Annotated in this window: 21 protein-coding genes; 7 read left to right on the forward strand and 14 right to left on the reverse strand. The window is 30.2% G+C overall.

Going from position 1 to position 21,566, the window contains the following annotated elements:
* Positions 1-10: 10 nt before the first annotated feature.
* The 4 genes from artD to JH146_RS07805 form a co-directional block, all read right to left on the reverse strand.
* Complete coding sequence (artD, locus tag JH146_RS07790; protein ID WP_048202438.1) at positions 11-472, reverse strand: archaeosortase D; 462 nt, start codon at positions 470-472, stop codon at positions 11-13.
* Positions 465-686: a class III signal peptide domain-containing protein, archaeosortase D/PIP-CTERM system-associated gene (locus JH146_RS07795; RefSeq protein ID WP_236953660.1), complete on the reverse strand. Its 222-nt coding sequence runs from the start codon at positions 684-686 to the stop codon at positions 465-467. Before JH146_RS07795 ends, artD begins: the two co-directional genes overlap by 8 nt.
* Positions 686-3,790, reverse strand: coding sequence for a PKD domain-containing protein (locus JH146_RS07800; protein WP_052352085.1), 3,105 nt, complete (start codon positions 3,788-3,790; stop codon positions 686-688). The genes JH146_RS07795 and JH146_RS07800 overlap by 1 nt, the downstream gene beginning before the upstream one ends.
* Before the next feature lie 105 nt (positions 3,791-3,895).
* On the reverse strand, positions 3,896-4,339 hold the full coding sequence (locus JH146_RS07805) for a hypothetical protein (protein ID WP_048202441.1): 444 nt from the start codon (positions 4,337-4,339) through the stop codon (positions 3,896-3,898).
* Between the two features lie 126 nt (positions 4,340-4,465).
* On the opposite strand from JH146_RS07805, the gene JH146_RS07810 reads away from it, so the two are divergent.
* Positions 4,466-5,338: a class III signal peptide-containing protein gene (locus tag JH146_RS07810; RefSeq protein WP_048202442.1), complete on the forward strand. Its 873-nt coding sequence runs from the start codon at positions 4,466-4,468 to the stop codon at positions 5,336-5,338.
* 68 nt (positions 5,339-5,406) lie between these two features.
* Positions 5,407-7,125: a CARDB domain-containing protein gene (locus JH146_RS07815; RefSeq protein WP_048202443.1), complete on the forward strand. Its 1,719-nt coding sequence runs from the start codon at positions 5,407-5,409 to the stop codon at positions 7,123-7,125.
* Positions 7,126-7,176: 51 nt separating this feature from the next.
* On the opposite strand, the gene gatE is transcribed toward JH146_RS07815, so the two are convergent.
* The 4 genes from gatE to gatD are packed head-to-tail and all read right to left on the reverse strand — an operon-like array spanning position 7,177 to position 10,965.
* Positions 7,177-9,072 (reverse strand): Glu-tRNA(Gln) amidotransferase subunit GatE, encoded by a 1,896-nt coding sequence (gene gatE / locus JH146_RS07820; RefSeq protein ID WP_048202444.1) that lies wholly within the window; start codon positions 9,070-9,072, stop codon positions 7,177-7,179.
* Between the two features lie 12 nt (positions 9,073-9,084).
* Positions 9,085-9,522, reverse strand: coding sequence for a type II toxin-antitoxin system VapC family toxin (locus tag JH146_RS07825; protein WP_048202445.1), 438 nt, complete (start codon positions 9,520-9,522; stop codon positions 9,085-9,087).
* Entirely contained in the window at positions 9,510-9,695 is a 186-nt protein-coding gene (locus JH146_RS07830) for a hypothetical protein (protein ID WP_048202446.1), read from the reverse strand. The genes JH146_RS07825 and JH146_RS07830 overlap by 13 nt, the downstream gene beginning before the upstream one ends.
* 16 nt (positions 9,696-9,711) lie before the next feature.
* The gene (gene gatD, locus JH146_RS07835) at positions 9,712-10,965 is read right to left on the reverse strand and encodes a Glu-tRNA(Gln) amidotransferase subunit GatD (protein ID WP_048202447.1); all 1,254 of its coding nucleotides are present in this window, start codon (positions 10,963-10,965) and stop codon (positions 9,712-9,714) included.
* 246 nt (positions 10,966-11,211) lie between these two features.
* On the opposite strand from gatD, the gene JH146_RS07840 reads away from it, so the two are divergent.
* A complete protein-coding gene (locus JH146_RS07840; RefSeq protein ID WP_048202448.1) occupies positions 11,212-12,345 on the forward strand; it encodes a radical SAM protein in 1,134 nt (377 codons plus the stop codon).
* A 9-nt stretch (positions 12,346-12,354) separates the two neighbouring features.
* Entirely contained in the window at positions 12,355-13,431 is a 1,077-nt protein-coding gene (cbiD, locus tag JH146_RS07845) for a cobalt-precorrin-5B (C(1))-methyltransferase CbiD (RefSeq protein WP_048202449.1), read from the forward strand.
* A gap of 47 nt (positions 13,432-13,478) precedes the next feature.
* Here cbiD and JH146_RS07850 read toward each other — a convergent pair whose 3' ends face one another.
* From JH146_RS07850 to JH146_RS07875, 6 genes are all read right to left on the reverse strand, one after another.
* Positions 13,479-13,898 carry an archease gene (locus JH146_RS07850; RefSeq protein ID WP_048202450.1) on the reverse strand — a complete coding sequence of 140 codons (420 nt, stop codon included), beginning with the start codon at positions 13,896-13,898 and terminating at the stop codon, positions 13,479-13,481.
* On the reverse strand, positions 13,899-14,915 hold the full coding sequence (gene rtcA / locus JH146_RS07855) for an RNA 3'-terminal phosphate cyclase (protein WP_048202451.1): 1,017 nt from the start codon (positions 14,913-14,915) through the stop codon (positions 13,899-13,901).
* An 11-nt stretch (positions 14,916-14,926) separates the two neighbouring features.
* Positions 14,927-15,727, reverse strand: coding sequence for an NOL1/NOP2/sun family putative RNA methylase (locus JH146_RS07860; RefSeq protein WP_048202452.1), 801 nt, complete (start codon positions 15,725-15,727; stop codon positions 14,927-14,929).
* Between the two features lie 93 nt (positions 15,728-15,820).
* Positions 15,821-16,330, reverse strand: coding sequence for an archaeosortase family protein ArtE (gene artE / locus JH146_RS07865; RefSeq protein WP_048202453.1), 510 nt, complete (start codon positions 16,328-16,330; stop codon positions 15,821-15,823).
* Positions 16,302-17,261 carry a thiamine-phosphate kinase gene (gene thiL / locus JH146_RS07870; protein WP_048202454.1) on the reverse strand — a complete coding sequence of 320 codons (960 nt, stop codon included), beginning with the start codon at positions 17,259-17,261 and terminating at the stop codon, positions 16,302-16,304. The genes artE and thiL overlap by 29 nt, the downstream gene beginning before the upstream one ends.
* Positions 17,262-17,273: 12 nt before the next feature.
* Entirely contained in the window at positions 17,274-18,644 is a 1,371-nt protein-coding gene (locus JH146_RS07875) for a transglutaminase-like domain-containing protein (protein WP_052352086.1), read from the reverse strand.
* A 345-nt stretch (positions 18,645-18,989) separates the two neighbouring features.
* Here JH146_RS07875 and frhA point away from each other — a divergent pair, with 345 nt between their 5' ends.
* The 3 genes from frhA (at position 18,990) to frhG (ending at position 21,545) form a co-directional block, all read left to right on the forward strand.
* Positions 18,990-20,219, forward strand: a complete 1,230-nt coding sequence (gene frhA / locus JH146_RS07880; protein WP_081874495.1) for a coenzyme F420 hydrogenase subunit alpha — start codon at positions 18,990-18,992, stop codon at positions 20,217-20,219.
* A gap of 101 nt (positions 20,220-20,320) precedes the next feature.
* On the forward strand, positions 20,321-20,860 hold the full coding sequence (gene frhD, locus JH146_RS07885) for a coenzyme F420-reducing hydrogenase, FrhD protein (RefSeq protein ID WP_048202456.1): 540 nt from the start codon (positions 20,321-20,323) through the stop codon (positions 20,858-20,860).
* 1 nt (position 20,861) lies between these two features.
* Complete coding sequence (gene frhG, locus JH146_RS07890) at positions 20,862-21,545, forward strand: coenzyme F420 hydrogenase subunit gamma (protein WP_048202457.1); 684 nt, start codon at positions 20,862-20,864, stop codon at positions 21,543-21,545.
* The last annotated feature ends 21 nt before the right edge of the window (positions 21,546-21,566 follow it).

Below are 21,566 nucleotides of genomic sequence, written 5' to 3' on the forward strand. Positions count from 1 at the left end.
ATTGTTGTTTTTACTCTTTTTTCACAACTCCAATTTTTAACAATATCTTTACCCAAATAACATTTAAAGTCAAAGCAATAGGGAAGATGATAAAGCTTATTATATCATGAATAAGAGTGTAATTTGCTAAGTGTGCATTTTTTAGAATAAAGATTATTCTCAATATGTTTGTAATATTTATTACTAATATTCCAAAAATTGAATATATTAATTTGTATTTAATTGGTGTTTTTGGCGTTGCAAAAATATATGATAAAAATAGGGCAATTTCAAAGGAACATGTGCATGCCGGTATTATAGAAAATATCATACCATTGTAAATAAGTTTATTTTCAAAATAGTGGGTGTTTAATATACTTCCAATAATAATAGTTAGTAGTTTAGCAATTTCTATTTCAAAATTTTTCAAAAAAAGATATATTAAAATTAACAAAATAAAAAAATTTAATAAATATTTTTTTCTATCATCCATTTGTGGTAACCTCTTTTACTTTGTCTATTTGATTCATAGCTTTATTGTTTATTGCTAAATTTGATTCTAAATTTGATTCCTTGGCAGATGCTGATGCACTTTTTGTAGTTTTTAAGTAATAAAATCCAACAATTGTAGCTGTAGCAACAATTCCAGCTAATAAAAGGGCAAATTCTAATGACAATTGCCCTTTATTCGAAAATATTTTTTTCATTACCATCTCCTCGTTATGTAATTTATAGTTAGTAATGTAGTAATTAAAATAAGAATTTCAATTGAGAGCGGAATTGGAATACTTTTTTCTTCTATCCCAACTGAAACGAATCTTACTGTCGAATCTATATTCCCACTATCATCTATAACTGTTAATTTAACTGTATATGTTCCACTTTTATCATATTTATAGGAAATTGTTGGAGTTGTTGTATTTATTTTGTATCCATCCCCAAAATCCCAGATGTATTTCACAATATTCCCATCAATATCATAAGAGCTTGAAGCGTCAAAGGTTACATTTAAGCCGTTTATTGTGAAATTGAATTTTGCAATTGGAGGATAGTTTGTTTCTCCTCTAATTAGTATTGTTTTTGATATCTTATCACTCACTCCTACATCATTCCAAACAGTTAACGTTACAGTATAAACTCCCTCTCTTGAATATTTATGTGAAGGATTTTTTTCGTTGGATGTAGTTCCATCTCCAAAATCCCAGAACCATTTTACAATACTTCCAGGGTTAGATACTGATTTATCTGCAAAGTTTATAATTGTGTTAACCTTAGCTGTTGAAGGGCTTTCAAAATCTGCCTTAACATAATATACAGTTATTGTCTTTGATATCGTGTTAGATGAATTTAATTCATCGTAAACTGTAAGTTTTACTAAGTACGTTCCACTTCTATTATATTCATGTGAAATCGTTGGAGTTGTTGTATTTATTTTGTATCCATCCCCAAAATCCCACTTATATAATTTAATAGCTCCTTCTGTATCATAAGATAATAATGCGTCAAAGGTTACAGTTTCATTAACTTCTGGATATTTTGGACTATAAGTGAACTGTGCAATAGGAGGATTATTTATAACTTCAAATTTAACTTCAGTGGAGCTCTTTCCACCAAATCCATCCCAAACAGTTAATATTGCAGTGTAATTTCCAACATTAAACTTATGAGATATTATTTTTAACTCATTTGATGAATAATTCCAAACTATGTCTCCAGAGGAATTGTATACAGTTAAATTAAATCCGTATATTTCTGCCATTGATGAATCAGGAGGGATAGTATAGTATCCCCCATAAACGTAATCAGGAATATTTCTATTTGCGTCTGGGTCGTAACTATTTGCTGGGTTAAAGAATATTGTATCTTTATAGCTTGCCGGATTTGGATAAACATAAAGTTTTGCTACTGGGTTTTGGTTGTCTACAACTGTTATTATAGTTGAACGATATGCTATAAAATCATCTTCTATTTTTTCATCATATGTTCTTAATTCTTTATAAACTGTTAAACTAATCCTATATCTTCCTTCATTAGGATAACTATGTATTAAATTGAAGGATTTTGTGGGGTATTTTGAAACAAAGTTGCCGTCACCATAGTTAATGTCATATCTATAACAATAATAATACCAAGTGCCTTTCTTGTAAAATTTATTATAGTAATATATATCATCTTTTAAATAGTAAATATTCTTTAAACTATCTGGAACTTCAACGGATATACTAACAGGTTCATAAGTTCCGACAATTGTAGGATATACATAAAATCCCGGACTGCCTGAATATGAAGGTCCAACACCAATAATTGGTGAAACTCCAATAATTGCATTTCCATCTTTGTCTATTATAAATACATAAGCGTTATAGTACCCTTCTTTTGAATATGCATGTTTTGGATTATTTTCAAATGAATAACTACCATCCCCAAAACTCCACATTACGAATATTGGGGTTCCATTATAATCATAAGAAAACGATACTATCTCCCCTACATTAGGGTCTAAATTGCTTACATGGACAGGAATTTCTTCATGTGTACCGTCTCTAATTTTTAGATTATAAGTAGGGTTTGGATTATCCGAATAGTATGAAATATTTACAATATGATTTACTTTGTCATAATAAATATTAAATGTTGTTTTATCATGGGTTGATGATGGCAAAAAGTTGTATCTTGTATTTCCTATATCGTCTACTATCAAAAAATTGTAATTTAGAACGTAATATATTTTTCCACCAATATTGACCCATCCTGACCAAACTACTGGAAACATGAATGGGAATTTATATATGTGAGTTACCGAATCTGAATATGTAGAAACGAATGAAGTATCTCCAAAATCAAATCTAATTTCACCTACGGGAATTCCAGAAGTTTCTGTAAATGTTATTGTATCATTTACTTTATATGCCAAAATATCTGGGTTTTCATTATTCACATATCCTGAACTGTTTTCGACATCTAAATGATTATACACTACGTATAGATATCCACCGTGAGGTTTATTTACTTTAATTCCTTCATCTAAATAACCAACCATCACTCTTCCAAAATCATCAATAACCAATACTCTTGGATAGTAAAATCCAGGCTTTGTATATATGTGCTCTGGAGATTTTTCAAAAGAAAAAGTCCCATCTCCAAAACACCAAACATTTAATATGATATTTCTATTTACAGAATAACTAAATTTAACAACATCACCCATTACAATTTCGTTTTTACTAGCGTTTATACTTACTGTAGTTGTGTCTACACTTAAACCATTAAATTCAGTATTTACTGTGTTTTCTGAGTAGTATTTTATTATAACTATATTATTTACACTGTCATATAAAACATCCCAACTTGTTTTTGAATTTAATGGACTACCATTGAGTATATATTTAGTATTTGCTACATCTCCAACAACAAGCCAATTGTATGTCAATGCCTTTGAATACCCAGTGTTATTTAGATAACCACACCATGCAACTGGATATGGAAACGGAAAGCTGTATTTATGTGTAACTACCTTATTGGAGCCATAATCAGTTTCAGTTAAATCACCAAAATCCCATTTAACAACTCCACTATCTAATATATCTTGAGCTACAGAATTTGGGGCTAAAGCTTCAAATGTTAAAGTGTCATTCACTTTATATGCAATAATATAAGGATTGTAGTTATTTGTATAACCAGAACTATTTGTTATGTTCATAGTAGAATCGTGAATTTTTATAATGTATCCATTTGATAACGATAAAATTCCTAATAAACTAATTAAAACAATTATTGGTGTTAAAACCCTTAAATTCATAATTTTCACCATAAGTTCTTATAAAGTTTGAAATTGTTATAGATGCAATACTAAATAATCAAAAATTTATGAACATAATAAACACAATAACGACAAAATAATGCATATTTTCCTTATTTAAATAAAACTGACATTTATTTCTAATTTTTTGGAAATATTGATTATGTTTCCATAAACATTTGCAGTTATAACTATATTGTTGCCTACATTTTTTGGAGAGTTTAAAAATCCAGTGATGATGACACCGTTTTCTTTTGGGATGAACATTATGCTTGTGTCACCATATACGCTAATAGTCTTATTTAAGATGGTTATATTGTATCCAATAGTTCCCATAGGCTTTAATTTAAAAGTTATAGTTTTATTTTTTGTATAAGCAAGAATTGCATAGTTTTCAAATGTATCTGCTATGCTATACATTTTATCTACAATTAAAGCGTCTGTAGTACCATCTGTAAATGAAAAGATGTTATAGTAAATGAGTATTGAAACTAGTGTGAGAAATAATACTGCAATTATAAAATCAATAGAAATTTGTCCTCTTTTCTTTCGTTTAATCATATCAAATCTCCTTCATCATGGGTTTAATTTATATATTAGCCATTAGTAAAATTAATATATAAAAATATCCATTAATTAAACATTAAATCTTTAAATTTGTATATATAAATTAATTTAGGTGAAAGTATGAAAAAAGCTCAAATGTCTCTTGAATTTATAATTTTAATTTTTGGAATTATATTGGTTGGAGCTCTTGTATCATATCATGTAGCCAATACTGCAGATATTACAAAATCACTCGGAAATTCAACATACAAAACTAAAAAAGTAACATATAAAGGGTTTGAAGTTATAAATGGGATAGACAATACTTCAATATCAGGAGAAAGCTTAACTACATCAAATAACGAAAGTCCAGTATTGAATAACGAATCTACCAGCACTTCAGAATTTTCAAGAATTTTATTTGTTGGAGATAATCCACCTTCCAATTTGAATTATAATTCTTATGACGATATTCGATATACAGACAATTTGAATATTATAACTCAAGGAAGAAATACTTTGGTAATCAAGCCTAAAGGCAGTCCTGATGAAAAGTATGTAGTTTATTTTGTAGATGGTATAGTAGATTACCCCAATATAGAATTTTTGGCTCAGGGAAAACATACTTTGTATGTATATAATGTTAAAAAAATTCCCGAAGGAGTGTATGTGAAATTTGTTATAGATGGGATTCCTTTACCTCAGATAATTACAATTAGGGATGTTGAATATATTGGAAGTGTTAATGGAGTGATATTTGAGATTTATGGAGGGGGAACAAAAACAAATGCTGAGATTTACATATATAATGCGACTATAGTTACGTTTGATATTAATAACTTAGAAAGAACTTCTGGAGAGATATTCCTCACAATTGAAGACAGTAAAATTGATAATCTTGTAGGATATCCAAACTTTGACAACTATTTAGGAAAAAACTCAATAACTATAACTATAAAAAATAGCTGGATTAATGGGAAGTATGTAGCTTATTACACCAAAAAAATCGAATGAGGAAAAAAAGCATATAAAAGTTAAAAAATAAAAATGTAGTAATGTAGGTTGATAATTAGGTGGTTTATATGATACTCACTAAAAGAAAAGGACAACTCTCTTTAGAGTTTATTTTGTTAATTTTAGGAGTAATGGTTGCTGGAACATTTGTTACTTTGAAATTAGTTGAAAAAAGTCCAAAATTTCTTGGAAATGAATCTTCTGAGATTAAAAAAGAAGTTCTTGGAGTTTTTGTAACAGAGGCAAAATTTGAACCAGAAACTGGAATAACAACATCAGAAAATATCAGCGAACAAGATAATTCTACAGAAAATAGTGACTCTCAAACAAATGAATCTGAAGAGAAACTACCGGATTTGGTTCCTATAAGTTTAAATGTCGTAGATAGTAACGACACTAATAAAACAATTGCCTACTGCTATAGGAAACAAATTCAAAATAATGGAAATGAAAAGGGATTAAAAAATCAGTTTAGACATCAAAATGGAAAATGTAAAAACAACACTAAAGTGAAAATATATGCAGTTATAAAAAATGAAGGTAATGCACCAGCAGGACAGTTTGTAGTGGTAGTATATGACAATGATGAATTAATATATAGCAAAACTATAGATTCTTTAAATGTAAATGAAACTGCAGACATTGCATTTGATTATATAATATCAACATCAAAAGGTTGTAAAAATCAGTATCAATACCAAAATCAAGGGGCAAACTCTCAGCAACGACATCAGCATCAGGGCTGTGGTGGAGGAATATATGAGCATACAATTAAAATCGTAGTGGATGAATATAACTCAGTAAATGAGTCAAATGAAAATAACAATGAGAAAAGTGTGGAAATTAATATAACTAAAGGGCATGGACATGGAAATGCAAATAAAGAAATAAACAGTGGAATTGCCAGTAACTTAAAAATATACATAGGCGGATATGCATTTGGAGAAATTACGAAAGATGTCATCTCTGGCGGAAGATATATTTCTGGAAATATTGATGAGAAAATAAATGGTGGTGGAATAGTCGGTAAATATAATGTAAATGGAACAATTAGCGGAAAAATAAAAGTTAATGGGAATTCAAAATTATATCTTGGTAATCTTTATTCAATAAATGCTTTAACTTTAACACCAGAAGGAAATGCTGAAGTACATATTAAAATCCCCGAAATAGGAACATTAGAAATTAAGGCTATCAAAGGGTATGATTGGTTAGAATTAAAGGGTTCTAAAGTAAGTACTATAAAAGTTACACAGAATATCGAAGGTTATGGGTACTTTATGTGTCAAGAAGATATAATTGGTGATATGAGTATCAGTTCAATAAAAGGAAACGCCATTCTGGATATTATCAAAAATAAAATTGATAATCTTTATATAAATAGAGTCGAAGGAAACGCATATATGTATATAACTTCTTCAGATATCAATAAGTTAGAGATATCCGATAGTTTAAAAGGGTATTCAAAACTAAATATTTGGGACGGATGCAAAATTTCAGAGATTTATATAAAAGGTATGCAATCAGATTCAACATTGAGTATAGGAGCTTCAGAAATTGAGACAGTAACAATTGATGGAGACATGGGCAATAATGCAGTTATTTACATAAATAATGCAAATATTACAACTTTACATGTGAAAAGAATGAATTGGGGATCAAGAATAGAAATAGCTAACTCAAATGTTGAAAATATAATCATAGATGAGAAAAACAAAAATGGAGCAAAAATTATCATAGACGAAGATAGTAAAGTAGAAAATATTGAAATTAAAAAAGAAATATAAATTTTAACCTAAAATCTTAATTTTACTATTTTTAAAATGAAATTTAAAGTATTAAATAAACTCCTTTAACTTTTCTCTCAATATATCATTAACTAATTTCCCATCTGCTTTTCCTCTTAATTTTGCCATACATCTACCCATTAAAAATCCATAAGCTTTTTCTCCTTTTTCTTTAACTACATTTAAGTGCTCTTTTATAATTCCCCCAACTATCTTCTCAACTTCTTCCTTAGATAACCCTTTCAATCCTTTAATTTCCAAAATCTCATCTATACTTTTATCTGGATACTCGCAGAAACCTTTTAATACTTCAACAATCCCCTCTTTAGCTATTTTTCCTTCAGATAAAGCTCTAAAGGTATCTTCTAAGTGTCTATCTTCTAATTTGTCTATATCATACCCTTCTCTTTTAATCTCTTTCAATGTATTCTCCAATGTTGTAGCAATTAAAACCGGCTTAACATTCTTAAATTTTTTACATAGCTCTTCAAATAAATCAACATAATAGCTTAAAACCATCTTTCTTGCCAATTCATCATTTAGCTTATACTCTTTCTTAAACCTCTCAAACTTCTCTTCTGGAAGTTCTGGCAAATTGGCTTTAATCTCTTCAATAAATTCCTTCTTTATAATTATTGGTGGTATATCAGTTTCTGGATACATCCTTGCAGCTCCAGGGAGAGGTCTTAAATAGGCAGTATTTCCATCCTCTAAAGCCCTTCTTGTTTCTTCAGGAACTCCAATCAATGCCTCTTTAGCCCTTTCTATTACTGCCTCTAATGCCTTATCTACTTTACTCTCTTCGTCTGCAACGATAATTACAGCATCTAACTCATCTGCATTAACGAACTCTCTAAGTTTTTTAACTTCTTCCTCTGTAATACCATATTTTGGCAATTCATCAGTGTGAAACAATCCACCAACTCCAGCTATAACTTTGGCTCTATCAGAGAATTCAGTTCCTAATCTTCTTCCTGGTTGGATCTCTTTTCCAACTAAACCCGCAAATCCTTTTAATAAAACTGCCTTAACCTTTCCATTCTTTTTCTTTAAAGCGTTTTGTATAATTTTTGATTTACAATCTTTAAATATTTCTGTAACATCAAATATTTTTTCAACAACTTTTGCATTTCTTTCTCTTAGTTCATCTCTAATCTTTAAGAGATTCAACTGCCTTATGACTTCATTCTCTACAACCTTTTCAATTAAATCCAAATCTTGAACTCCTTTAACCTCTATTCTTGCTCCATCTTTAATTGATATATTAATATCTTGCCTTATTGTTCCTAAACCTCTTTTAACCTTTCCTGTAGCTCTTAATATCTCTCCAATTCTTCTTGCTGCCTCTTTAGCCATCTTTGGAGTTTTTATATCTGGAGCTGTTGAAATCTCAACCAATGGAATTCCTAACCTGTCTAAGTTATAAACTATAGCGTCTCCTCTATCTTCTATCTTTCTTGCCGCATCTTCTTCTAAACATAAGCTTGTTATCCCCACTTTTCCTTCAGATGTTTCTATATATCCATCTCTTGCTAAAAATATAGTCCTCTGGAATCCAGAAGTGTTTGAACCATCAATAACTATCTTCCTCATTGTGTATGCAACATCAACTATATTCATATTCATCAATAATGCAACCTCTAACGCTATCTTTAAAGCCTCTTCACTTGGTGGATGTGGAGGTTCTTCATCTAACTCAACCAAACATGTTGTGTCGTTGTAGTATTGATAAATGAATTTTTTCCTTTTCCTTGCCTCTATTAAAGCAGCTCTATCAACTTCTCCCATTTCACTTAATGAAGGTCTTAAAACTCTAACGATTTCTCCATCTGGCTCATCATCCCTTAAAATTGTAGGACAGTGACAGAATAACTTTCTCTTTGTATTCAACTGTTGATGAATCTCTAAACCAACCTTTAATCCTATTTTTTCATAGTCAATTTCCATTTTATCACCAAATTATTTTGGATTTATAATTTTTATACTTTCTTTATCTGCAATTTTTTTAAAATCGGTATCTAAAGTTATTAAATTTTTAATTTTGTGATACTTGCATGTTGCAAGTATTAAAGCATCGTTTGGCAATAAACCATAACATATAATTAAATTGTAAGCAATTTCTTGAATATCTTCGTTTATAGGTAATGTTTTTAATAAAGAGAACAAATCATCCAATAATTTCAATTCTTCTTTTTTATTTAAAATTAATTCTGGCTTATGTTTTAATGTATAGGATTTTTCGTTTGTTATTAATTTTAAATAAACCATTAAAACCTCACTAAATACTATTGGATTTATATAAAGCTCATATTTTTCCAATAACTCTAAAATATTAACGTTTCCACTAAAATGATTAATTATTACATTGGAATTAACAAATGCTTTTATAGTCCCCATTCTTCTTCAACCTCTTCCATAGCTTTTTCAACATCCTCTTTTTTAAATCTTCCATATAACTTCATAACACTTATTTTTCTTTCAATTTCTTTCTTTATTTTTTTAGTAATTTCCTCTATATCAATATATTTTAAATCCTCGTCAGGAATCTCAATTTTTATAGTAATTTCCATTTTATCACCATTAAACCTAATAAGCATCAAACCTACTTCTATATTCAATTTCCCCAACTAAATTCTTATTAATTAATTTTTTAACTTCCTCTGGATCATGATTTCCTAAGAGATACATTAATTTAACTAATGCAACTTCTGGAGGCATATCTTCACAACCAATAACTCCTAATTTTTGTAATTCTCTTCCATTTGAATAAACGTTCATATTTACTCTTCCATTGATTGTCTGAGTTGTCATTACAACAACAACGCCATTATCAATTGCATACTTTATATCTTCAAATATATACTCTGGAGCATGACCTAAACCAGTCCCTTCTAAAACAATTCCTTTATATCCTTTATCAACATAGAATCTAATAATTTCTCCATCCATTCCAGGATAAATTTTTATTAAAGCCACTTTTTCTTCTAAATTAGTGTTTATCTCTACTTTTTTGCTATTATCTGATTTTTCAACTTCCTGCAAATAGATAATTTCCTTTGTAAATGGATTTATCTTAGCTACTGGTACTGTATTTATTGATTTAAATGCATCTCTTCTTGATGAATGGCACTTTCTAACCTTAACTCCATTATGTAGATAGCAGAATGTATCTCCACTCTCCCCATGCATTACTACATAAACTCCTTTAATTGGCTCTCTTGCAGCTAAAACAGCACTTATTAAATTGAGGGCGGCATCTGATGAAGGCCTGTCACTACTTCTCTGAGCTCCAACTAAAATTATTGGGACATCAGCTTTAACCATAAATGAGAGAGCTGAAGCTGTATAGCTCATAGTATCTGTTCCATGAGCTATAACAATCCCATCTGCTCCTTCCTCTATCTCTTTTTTTATCTCTTCAGCAATCTTTTTCCAATACTCTGGTTTCATATTTTCGCTTAATATGTTCATAACTGCCCTTCCTTTTATATTTGCGATGTCTAAAAGCTCTGGAACAGCTCTAATTAAATCATCAGCTGTAAAAGAAGGATGAACCGCTCCAGTTTTATAATCAACCTTTGAAGCAACAGTTCCTCCAGTGGATAAAATAGAGATTGTTTTTAATTTTTCATTCTTTTCAATGTTTAATGGGGGCAATTCATACTTTGGCTTCTCTCCTTTAGCAATAATCTCTATATTTTTTACATTTTCTTTTAATATTCCAACATTATATCCATTTTTCATTTTTATTGTAATGACATTTTCGTCAGTTGAGGGTAGTAAAATACCTTCAAAAATCCCTTTATCTGTTTCTACTCTTATAATATCTCCAACATCCATTATTCCACCTTAAGTGATTTTTAAGATTCATAGAAATTAAAATAAGCAAAAAAATATAAAAATCTTTATTATAAAAATTAAAATAGGTTTAAATATATTGATTAATATGTTTAAAATAAAAATAAAAAGTGGCGTCAGTTCGCCCATCACTCATCATAGCTCAGCAGCTACTCCGTTCATCATCCGCCATATATATATTAAGTAGCTTTAAGTATATATACTTACCTCAATATTTATGGTGAAAACATGAACGTTGAAGAGATTGAAAAATATTTGGAAGAAAATTTTGATAAACTTCCAGAGGGATGTAAGCAGTGTGTTAAAGGGGAAAAATTGGTTTTATTCATTACAGGAATTTGCAACAACAATTGCTACTACTGCCCTTTATCTGAAAAAAGAAAGAATAAAGATGTAATATATGCAAATGAGAGGTTAATTACTACTGTTGAAGAGGCAATTGAAGAGGCAAAGCTATGTAGTAGCAAAGGGGTTGGAATAACTGGTGGCAATCCTTTATTAAAAATAAATAGAACTGTAAAATTCTTAAAGGCATTAAAGAATGAATTTGATGAATTTCATGCCCACTTATATACAACACCAGAAACAATAAATGAAGAGAATTTAAAACTTTTAAAAGAAGCGGGTTTAGATGAGATAAGGTTGCATCCAACAAAGATTTTTAACTATGGCTATGATGAGGAATATATAAAGCTTTTATGTGAAAAATTGAGCTTATGCAACAAATACATTGAAGATGTTGGGGTTGAAATTCCAGCAATCCCAAATATGGAAGATGAAATTTTAAAATTGGCTGAGGCAATTGATGGAATTGCCAAATTTATGAACATAAATGAGCTTGAGTTTTCTGAGGAAAATTATTATGAGTTGGAAAAAAGAGGCTTTACGCCAAAGGATGATGTGAGCAATGCAATTGCTGGTAGTGAAGAAACAGCTTTAAAAGTTATAAAAGAATTTAAAGGAGATTTATTTATTAACTACTGCCCATCAGTTTTAAAAGATGCTATACAGATGAGAAATAGGTTAATAAATAGAGCTAAGAATGTAGCTAAGCCTTATGAGGTTATAACTGAAGATGGCTTGCTATTGAGGGGCATTATGATTTTTGATAATGAGGATGATTTAAAGGAAATGGCTGAGATTTTGGAAGAGAATGAGATTGAGTTTGAAATTATTGATAAAAATATATACTTAAATCCATTTATATTGGAGGATATTATTGAGGAGATGAAAAGGCAGAGATTTCCTATAACATTCTCAGCTTATATCTCAGAACTCTACCCTACAACTGATGCTTTAGAAGTAGAGAGAATCCCATTAATAACTAAAAAATTAAAGTTTAGGAGAAGAAGAAAAAGATAATGGGAGATTATGATTTATGATTTCAGAAAGAAATCAAAATTTGGCTACACTACTGGCTCATGTGCTGTTGCTGGGGCTTATTCAGCCCTTTATTATTTAAAATTTGGAAAAAAACTTAGTTATGTTGAGATTGAGAATTTAAATGGCGATAAATTAATTATTCCAATAGAAAAAATTGAAAAATGTGGAAATAAAGCTAAGGCAGTGGTTATTAAAGATGCTGGAGAGGATATAGATATAACAAACGGAATTGAAATCATTACTGAAGTAGAATTAAAAAAAGGAAAAAAAGATGTTGTTATTAAAGGTGGAGAAGGAGTTGGAATAGTTACAAAGGATGGTTTGCAGGTAAAGAAAGGAGAGCCAGCTATAAATCCAAAACCTAAAGAGATGATTAGAAACAACCTTTTAAAGCTTTTAAATGATGATGAAGTTGCTGAAGTTACTATTTCAATACCAAAAGGTAAAGAACTGGCTAAAAAAACACTAAATCCAAAACTTGGAATCATCGGAGGTTTATCTATATTAGGAACTACTGGAATTGTTAGACCAATGTCAAATGAAGCATATATGAACTCTTTAGCTCCACAAATAGATGTTGCATTAGCAAATGATTATAAGAGGTTAATTTTTGTTCCTGGAAATATTGGAACTAAGTATGCTAAACAACTTTTAAATGCCAATGATGATGAGATAATTGAGGTTTCAAACTTTTGGGGATTTATGCTTGATAAAGCTAAAGAAAAAGGAGTTGAAGAGATTTTAATCTTTGGACATGCTGGAAAAATAATTAAGTTGGCTGGGGGAATATATAATACTCATTCAAAGGTAGCTGATTGTAGAAATGAGATATTAGCTGCTTATTCTTCCCTATTTATTGATGACAAAGAGGCGATAAAAAAAATATTGTTTTCTAGCACAACAGAGGAAGTTATTAAAATTTTAGAGGAAAAAGGAATTTTAAATGATGTTTTCAACCTTATAGCTAAAAGAGTTGTTGAAAGGTTAAGTGAAAGATGGGAAGGTATTAAATTCAGCTGTATAATTATAGATATGAAAGGAAATGTTTTAGGAAGTTATTTATAACTATATGATGAAACCTTTATTAATATAGAGAGTATAGCTCCCTATGGCTATAAATCAACTATGTATCTAATCTTCCATCCATCTTCTTCTTGTTTAACTTCCATCATGTGATAGGTTACTGCTTTAACCTCCTCTTTTATATTATGCTTCTCTTTGTTTATCTTTTCTCCATAAGCAATGCATTTTAACTTATAGCCGTTATTATCTTTTTCAATTTTTACATCAAAGTCGCTAAAAACCAGATTTTCAACATCAGTATAAAAAAGTAACTCATTTAGAAAATTGTATAAGAGCTCTTCCAAATCTTCCCCTTCTATTTCAAACTCTATTTTTTCCTTTTTATCAACTTTGTCAATATCAACCATAATATTGTAAAGTCCCTTAGCCCCCTCTTTAAACGCCTCTTCTAAACTTTTTCCTTTTGCTTCAACACCTAAATCAGCAGTAGTTTCAAAATAATTAAACATTTAAACCACCTCAATAGTAAATCCATTGCAATTATTTTCTTTATACTCTTTAATCTCAAAATCTACATCCAAAAAGTGTTTAACCACCCACATATTTGTTTTTGTGTGATTAGTTATCTCTGAAACTCCCACTATTCCTTTACCAAAAGCTAAGAATGGAATTATATGGTCTCCCATATATTTATCTAAAGCCATTCCACTTTCTCTCTCTTTTAATAACTCATTAACAGCCCTTTCAGCAACAATCTCCGCCCTTAATCCTTTCTCTCCTAAACAACTTCCTCCTAAAGTATCGTTCCATAAAACTATCCCTGCTCCAGTAGAAATACCTTTTGAACATTCTATTTTTATATTGGGCAGAAGTTTTTCTTTGTTTAATAAATCCACCGCCTTTTTTCTCATTCTTCTTGCTATATTCTCATCTAAATTTTGCACATAGCTAATTCCTTCAACCAAATCACTTTTAGAATGCTCTATTAAATCAAATTTTTTAACTTTTGAAGGCTTTACTTCAAATATAACTTCTCCTCCCCCTTCTGGATAAAACCCTCTTTTCAAAACTTTTAGCTCTGTTAATACTCCAAAATCTCTAAGGATTTTTAAGGTTACATTTTTTACATAATCAATTGGGGGGGCATGTTTAACATCAGTCCCTCCCTTTATTTTTATAGTGAATTTTTTGTTGATTCCTAATGATAAAGGAAGGAGGGTTTGTATAACTAAGGATATACTTCCAGCAGTTCCAATATCGATTGTAAAATCTTTTGGAGCCAATTTTGAAGGTATAAAAGTTAATTCTTCTGAGCCAATGTTCAATCCAAAAACTTCAGCATTGCAAAGTTTCTTAACAGCTTTAACTGCAGATACATGCTGAGGAGCTAAACCTTTATTTTTTCTCTTTTTCCTTATGTTAATAATTTTTACTGGTTTTTGAGTTAAAGCTGATAAAGAAACAGCAGTTCTTATAATTTGCCCCCCTCCTTCTAAATAACTTCCATCAATGACAATAAAATCCATACTAATCCCCATTATTTTATTTTCTTTAATTTTGCAATAAAAAATGGTTCATTTGGTGGAAAAATTCTTAAAGTCCCTTCTATATATCCTTCTCTTATATTAATTCCTTTAAATTCATCTGCTTTTATATTTATCAACTCAACATCGTCTCTTTTTTGTAGTATATATTTTATTACTTCCTCATTTTCTTCAATTTCCATTGAGCAAGTTGAATAAACCAATTCCCCATCTTTTTTTAATAAATCTATACCTATATCTATTAGCTCTTTCTGCCTTAAAGAGCAGTATTTTATATCTTCTTCTGAGACATTTCTATTTTTATCTTTAATAATGTTTCCTGAGCAAGGGGCATCTAACAAAATCTTATCAAAAAATATCTCATTTTTTAATAAGTAATCTTTGTATTTTCTCATATCTGCATTTATTATGATTGTGTTTAAAACCCCCATCCTATTTATATTTGATTTCAACGCCTTTACTCTACTTCTACTAATTTCAACTGCAACTATTGTTCCTTTATTTTTCATTAATTGGGCTAAATGAGTTGTTTTCCCCCCTGGAGCGGCACACATATCTAATATAAAACTATTTTCTTCTGGATTTAAAACAACTGGTGGAATCATTGAAGATATTGATTGTGGCATATAATAGCCAAACAAATACTCTGGAGTTGAGCCAATTGAGAACGGGGCTTCCTTTACTTCAAAAGCATAATCTAAGAAAGTTTTTTCTAAAACAACGCCTTTATTCTCTAATCTCTCTTTTAATATTTCTGGATTAATCTTTAAAGTATTAACTCTTATAAATTGCATTTTCTCCCCTTTATAGACAATCATCAAACTTTATTATTCAATAAGGTATTGATAAAGCCAAGAGGCTTTATATTACTTCTTTTTTGGTGAGATTTATTTTAATGATTGTCTATATCTTTCAATAATTTTTAAATAACTAACTACCAATATTGGGACTAACGTTAATATAACTCCATATCCTGCAATTTCATGATATAGCCAAGGATTTTCTGGATGCATATTTACTAAATAGCAAACCAACACTATCCTAAAAATATTTACAAAAAATGCCAATAATACAAAAAAGAGCCCAATTAAAAACTCTTTACTACTTTTAGAATAAACAATAATTAGAGCTAAAAATCCAGCAATTAAAAAACTTCCTGTGCATTCTTCAACTACTTCAACAGTGTTGTTTGGTAAATATATAAAATTATTCACCAATCTTGCATTTGGAATTATTATTTTTGTAAATACGTAGCTTAGATAGGCGACTATTCCTATTAAATATTTTTCAAAATAGCCTAAAATAAAAAATGTTACTAAAAATGCGATATAAAACTTTATCAAAAACAGAATTTTTTCTTTTTTGGATTTACCATTTGTGGATATATCCTCCACCATAAAATTCCTCTCCATCAATAAACTGCCCCTCTTCTATAATTTTACCAATTTTATAAATCTTTGAATAGCCTTTTAGTGAATCTTTCACTTTATTAAACTTGGATGTTGTAAATAAAAGCTCAAACTCCTCTCCACTATTTAAAACTACTTTTATTGGGTTTAGGTTGAATTCTTCACAAAATTCAATAACATCGTCTGGAATAAGCTTAAAAATTTTATCACTGTATATCTCAAAATTTTTGAAATATGTTATTTCCTTTCCTAAACCATCTGAGATGTCACAACAACCATTTATGAGTTTATTCATTAATAATCCTTCCTTAACCCTTGCAATAGGTTTTCTTAATTTTTCAATAATCTTTGGATATTTTTGGCAAAGTTTTTCAAACTCACTATGGCTAATTTTGTTCTCCTTAAGCATATAATATAGAGCTAAAGCACAATAAACTCTACCTAAATCATTAGTTACACAGATATCATCTCCAACTTCTCCCTTCCTATAAATTGGGTTGTCAGTTATTCCAAAGGCAGTTCCTGATAATACGAGCTCATCCCCTTTATTTGTATCTCCACCAACTACTGGGCAGTTATAAAGCTTAGAAAAATCATCTAATCCAGAATAAAGCTCTTTAATAAACTTCTCATTTGCTTCTTCTTTAGATAAGGATATTGATACTAAAAATGCCAATGGCTTAGCTCCCATGGATGCAATATCTGAAACATTTGCAGTTAAAATCCTTCCTCCGATTTCATAAGGGGTTAAAATAGAAGGAATATGGGCTTTTTTAACCATCATATCTGTTGTAGCAACTAAATAAAAATTTTCATCAATTTTTATAACTGCACAGTCATCATCAATGCCTTTTACTATATTTTCATTAGAAAATTTTAGAGTTTTTTTAATTAATTCAATTACTTTTACCTCATCCATTTTTTAGCCTCTTTATGTTTTGAATTCGGCAGAGTATTTAACATCTATTAACCTATCTGTGTTTGCATCTAATAGCCCCACTATTAACCTTGTCTGTTTGTTATAAGGAACGTTAATCTTTAGCTTTACAACTTTCTCTTCTCCTGGTTTTATTGTTAATATAGAAGATTCTGTTGGATTGTAAACGTATCCATTACCAGCATCAAATGCACAATAGACTTTAACTTTTCCTTCTAAATTTCCTGCATTTTTTATATTAACTGTTATCTCAGCATAGCCATTATATAAATAACCTTTCCAGTCCCATAAATAAATAGGTTTTTCAGTTATTGGGTATACTTCAGCTTTTTCATTTTTTAATTCATCTGGAAGCGCTCCAATTTTCCATCCGTTATCTGTTGTTTCCAAATAGAAATATTTTTTTCCATTGTATTCAAAGTAATATCCATAACCATCTTTTAAATTTACTCCAACCCCCATATGTCTTGGGAATCTGATTAATGCAACATCATAACCCATCTGTTTTAATAAAGCGGCTGTTAATATTGATGTATCTTCACAATCTCCTCCATAATCAACCAAAGTCTCTATTGGGTATCTTGGATACTCATCATAGCCAGTAGAAACCTTGTCATAAGTGTAAGGAAGCTGTTGAACAAAGGAAATAACTAAATTTATCCTATCACGCTCATCATAATTATTTTCTTTGCAAATTTCATCTATTTTTTGGATAACTCTATTTAAATACCAATCATCATAAGGGTCTAAAACGTAATATGAGTAATCCATAATATATTCTCTTTTTTTGGATTTGTAATAATCATAGAGGTATTTTGGGATGTATAAATTTAAATAATGAATTTTTCCTTTGTATTCCCATGTGTATGTCATATAACAAACATCTGTGGAAGTTTGTGGATTTATATTTTCTTTTTCATTTGATAGATGAGATAAAGATATGGGTGTATCAACCCATATAGTTTTTCCATTATCATAGGTAAAATCTATGGATATCCTTCCAATGTTTGATGAGCTCTTTTTGATTTCATTTTTTTCTATTGTTAGTAAAATTCCATCACCATAAGATAGATTTTTAAATTTATCTAAATCTATAGATATTTCCTTATAATATAATTGGTTGTCCTTGTCATCATAAATACCTACTTTTAAAATTCCCTCTTTTTTAATAAAACTTGAATCTTCACCAACAAAATAGATTTTTAGAATGTATTCATTTTCATTCTCATTTAGGTCTAAAACTATTGAGGATATATCATTTTTCATTTCCATTAAATTATTGAAATCATTTTGATAGTTATTTACAATACAACCAGAAAATATTATTGAAACAATCAAAATTGACAATAAAAGAAACTTTTTCATAATTTTCCCTCTATCAATAATAGTAAATAAAAAAAAGAAAAAATGGCATCAGCCGGCTTGCTACTCATCACAACTCAGACGGGGATAAACGTCATCATCTGCCAGATAAACATTTTAGCTTTACATTTATTTAAATCTTTTTAAGGTATGTTAATACCTAACTTTAATATTTTATTCATAAATAATACAAAAAATCGATTTTTAACATATTTAGAAAACTAAATCCCTATATTGATATTTTTAAAGAGATATTAGCTTATATAAGCTTATATAAAACAACCTAATGATAGTTGATTTGATAAATAACTTCTCTTTTAATGCTTTATTACTTTGGAGGTGAATTTTGTGACTAATAGAATAGAAATTGCTCCTACAACCAGACATGAGGGACACGCTAAATTAATTTTAGAGGTTGATGAGGAAGGGATTGTAAATAAAGCATATTATTTAAACACAACTCCAGTTAGAGGATTCGAAACAATGTTAAAGGGCAAACCAGCAGAGTTTGCTCCAATTGCAGTTATGAGAATCTGTGGAATCTGTCAAACAACTCACGGAATTGCTTCTTGTGAAGCTATAGAAAATGCTATTGACTGTGAAGTCCCAGATGATGGTTTATTATTGAGGGAGTTAGTTGGAATTGGAAACAGATTACATTCCCACCCATTACATCACTTACTAACAATTGATGACTTTTTAAAACCAGATGAGGCAGATTTAAGAGTAGAATTAATAAAATTAATTCAGAGAATGAGAAAAGTTGGGCAATTAGTTGTGGATATTGTAGGAGGAGAAGGAATTCACCCACCAAACATTGTAATTGGTGGAATGAGAACAAACATAACAGAAAGAGCTAAATCAAAGCTATACTATGCTTTAAGACAATATGAAAAAGACGCTTACGAATTATATGAGAAATACACTGAATTAATTGAAAGATACTTAGAAGAAGTAGGAATTCCTGACTTAGGAGCTCATGAATATCCATACATTGCAACTCACACAACTTATGGGGATAGATACGCTATAAACTGGGATGATGTAACTGAAATACCTGCTCAAAGATACTATGAAGATGAAGAGGCAAGACAAACAACAACAGTTCAAATTCCTTTATATGCAGGAGTTCCAGCTGAAGGTGGACCAAGAGCAAGAATGGTTAAATTCGGTAACTTTAGAGCAGGAGGAAGTGCATTAGACATCAATATTGCAAGAGCTCAAGAAAACCTTGGAGCTGTTTATAGAGCTTTAGAGATTTTAGATGAACTCAACTTAAATGGAAAGACAAGAGCTGAAGTTGAATACAAAGATGGATTTGGTATTGGAGTTCACGAAGCTCCAAGAGCTACAAACACCCACATGGCTGAAGTTGGAAAAGATGGAAGAATTAAGAGCTATAGAATTATAGCAGCATCAACATGGAACTTCCCAATTGTTGAAAAGGCAATTGAAGGTTATCCACAGCAGTATGCTGAAGTTATAATGAGAGCTTATGACATATGAGCTTCATGTGCTACCCACATAATAGTTAAAGATGAAGAAACAAAAGAAGTTATTGAAGTAAGAAAGTTATAAGCCTCGAGGGGAACCCGAAAGGGACCCGAGAGGCACCTTCTTTAGAGTTTGAAATTAAACTTCCTCTAAATTATAAACTAAAAAATAAAACGAATGAAACCATGAAAGCTGAGATAGAGAACCAAGATGATGAATTGTTTGATTTAACTCCTTCGTATTTAAAAAAAGAGATTATGGTATTAGCTTGCGGAAATATATTATTTGCTGATGATGGCTTTAGCGTTCATGTTATTGAAAAATTGAATAAAATTTTAACTGATGAAGAAAAAGAAAAAATCGCTTTAGTTGATGCCGGAGCTGGAGCTCCTCAGCAAGTTTTAACATTAATAGATGAAAATTCTAAAACAAAAAAGATAATTGTTGTTGATGTAATTGATTGGGGATTAAAACCTGGGGAGATTAAAATAATTAGAAAAGATGAGCTTCCAAATCCAAAATATCATAAATTAGATTCACATGCTTGGCCTTTAGCTTCTTTATTGAGAGAAGTTGCTGAAAAATACAATATAGAGGTTAAGGTTGTTGGCTGTCAAGCTAAGTATATCTCTGAGCCAGATGTGTATATTGGGCTGAGTGAGGAAGTTGAAAAAGCCGTTGATAAGGCAGTGGATATAATTCTTAGAGAGTTGAGAGGTGATTAAAGTGGTTAAAGTTGCTCACGTCCAATTGTGTAGTTGTTGCGGCTGTTTGGTTTCTTTAGCAGATACTTATGAAAAGCTTTTAGATGTTTTGAATTCAATTGAGTTGGTTTATTGCCAAACTTTAGCAGATGCAAGAGAAATTCCTGAATGTGACATTGCACTTGTTGAAGGTAGCGTATGTTTAGATGACCACCACTCATTGGAAGTTGCTAAGGAAGTTAGAGAAAAAGCAAAGATTGTTGTAGCTTTAGGAGCTTGTGCAGCAACAGGAGGGGTTACAAGATACTGTAGAGGAAACCAATTATCAAAGCCAGTTCATAGCTCATTCTCTCCATTAACTGAGGTTATTAAAGTAGATTTAGCAATTCCTGGTTGCCCACCTTCACCAGAGGCTATTGTTTCAGTAATAACAGCTGCATTAAATGGAGATATGGAATATTTACAACCATTTGCTGAACTTGCAGAGAATGGTAGTGAGGCTTGTGGATGTGATGTTATCAACAAAGTAGTTAATAAATCCCTATGTATGGGTTGTGGAACTTGTGCTTCAGCTTGCCCAACAAGAGCTATAGAGATGTTAGATGGAAGACCAAACATTTTAAAAGAACTCTGTATTAAGTGTGGAGCTTGCTCAGTTCAGTGTCCAAGAATTAGATTCCCAGAGTTAATTGAGAAGATAGAATAAATTTAAATTTAAATAATTTTT

It is taken from the genome of Methanocaldococcus bathoardescens (genome assembly GCF_000739065.1).
GTDB classification, from domain to species: Archaea; AGJL01; Methanococci; order Methanococcales; family Methanocaldococcaceae; genus Methanocaldococcus; species Methanocaldococcus bathoardescens.

Coding starts and splice junctions, on each gene's coding strand:
- artE (WP_048202453.1), bottom strand. CDS start 16,330: ATGGTGGAGGATATATCCACAAATGGTAAATCCAAAAAAGAAAAAATT.
- thiL (WP_048202454.1), bottom strand. CDS start 17,261: ATGGATGAGGTAAAAGTAATTGAATTAATTAAAAAAACTCTAAAATTT.
- JH146_RS07840 (WP_048202448.1), top strand. CDS start 11,212: ATGAACGTTGAAGAGATTGAAAAATATTTGGAAGAAAATTTTGATAAA.
- JH146_RS07810 (WP_048202442.1), top strand. CDS start 4,466: ATGAAAAAAGCTCAAATGTCTCTTGAATTTATAATTTTAATTTTTGGA.
- artD (WP_048202438.1), bottom strand. CDS start 472: ATGGATGATAGAAAAAAATATTTATTAAATTTTTTTATTTTGTTAATT.
- JH146_RS07805 (WP_048202441.1), bottom strand. CDS start 4,339: ATGATTAAACGAAAGAAAAGAGGACAAATTTCTATTGATTTTATAATT.
- JH146_RS07830 (WP_048202446.1), bottom strand. CDS start 9,695: ATGGAAATTACTATAAAAATTGAGATTCCTGACGAGGATTTAAAATAT.
- JH146_RS07795 (WP_236953660.1), bottom strand. CDS start 686: ATGAAAAAAATATTTTCGAATAAAGGGCAATTGTCATTAGAATTTGCC.
- cbiD (WP_048202449.1), top strand. CDS start 12,355: ATGATTTATGATTTCAGAAAGAAATCAAAATTTGGCTACACTACTGGC.
- gatD (WP_048202447.1), bottom strand. CDS start 10,965: ATGGATGTTGGAGATATTATAAGAGTAGAAACAGATAAAGGGATTTTT.
- JH146_RS07875 (WP_052352086.1), bottom strand. CDS start 18,644: ATGAAAAAGTTTCTTTTATTGTCAATTTTGATTGTTTCAATAATATTT.
- gatE (WP_048202444.1), bottom strand. CDS start 9,072: ATGGAAATTGACTATGAAAAAATAGGATTAAAGGTTGGTTTAGAGATT.
- rtcA (WP_048202451.1), bottom strand. CDS start 14,915: ATGGATTTTATTGTCATTGATGGAAGTTATTTAGAAGGAGGGGGGCAA.
- JH146_RS07825 (WP_048202445.1), bottom strand. CDS start 9,522: ATGGGGACTATAAAAGCATTTGTTAATTCCAATGTAATAATTAATCAT.
- frhD (WP_048202456.1), top strand. CDS start 20,321: ATGAAAGCTGAGATAGAGAACCAAGATGATGAATTGTTTGATTTAACT.
- JH146_RS07800 (WP_052352085.1), bottom strand. CDS start 3,790: ATGGTGAAAATTATGAATTTAAGGGTTTTAACACCAATAATTGTTTTA.
- JH146_RS07860 (WP_048202452.1), bottom strand. CDS start 15,727: ATGCAATTTATAAGAGTTAATACTTTAAAGATTAATCCAGAAATATTA.
- JH146_RS07850 (WP_048202450.1), bottom strand. CDS start 13,898: ATGTTTAATTATTTTGAAACTACTGCTGATTTAGGTGTTGAAGCAAAA.
- JH146_RS07815 (WP_048202443.1), top strand. CDS start 5,407: ATGATACTCACTAAAAGAAAAGGACAACTCTCTTTAGAGTTTATTTTG.